This is a genomic window from Pontibacillus yanchengensis Y32 (genome assembly GCF_000770635.1).
In the GTDB taxonomy this organism is placed as follows: domain Bacteria; phylum Bacillota; class Bacilli; order Bacillales; family BH030062; genus Pontibacillus; species Pontibacillus yanchengensis.
Genome location: NZ_AVBF01000140.1, coordinates 1 through 418 on the forward strand (window position 1 = coordinate 1; position 418 = coordinate 418).

The 418-nt window shown below is 39.5% G+C and carries 1 protein-coding gene; it reads left to right on the forward strand.

Going from position 1 to position 418, the window contains the following annotated elements:
- Nucleotides 1–260, forward strand: a 260-nt coding sequence (locus N782_RS20495; RefSeq protein ID WP_036824929.1) for a transposase, incomplete at its 5' end; no start/stop codon positions are given.
- Nucleotides 261–418 lie beyond the last annotated feature (158 nt).

Genomic DNA, 418 nt, shown 5'->3' on the forward strand with positions numbered 1-418 from the left:
ATCAAAAAGCTATCGATATCCTAGACGAAGGATTTGAAGATGCGACACAGTTTTATAATGAGCCTAGAGAGTATCATGTTAGTCTTCGCACCACAAATATGCTGGAAAGACTCAACTCAGAGATTCACAGAAGGGAACGAGTCATCCGTATCTTCCCAAACAACCAATCCGCTTTCAGAATGATTGGTGCTGTACTTATGGACTATGAAGAAACGTTAGACCTCGGTTCTCGCACCTACCTTAAAACAAGTAAACATTAAGGGGAAACAGATTCTAAATAAAATGGGAGACCATTTGAAAAACTGAAAAAAGCTATGGCAGAGGAAGGGCCATGGCCCTTCCTCTGCCATAGCTATACAAATCAATATACAAGTTGAAAACATCATGGATACTTTTACACAATGTTAAGGACTTGACT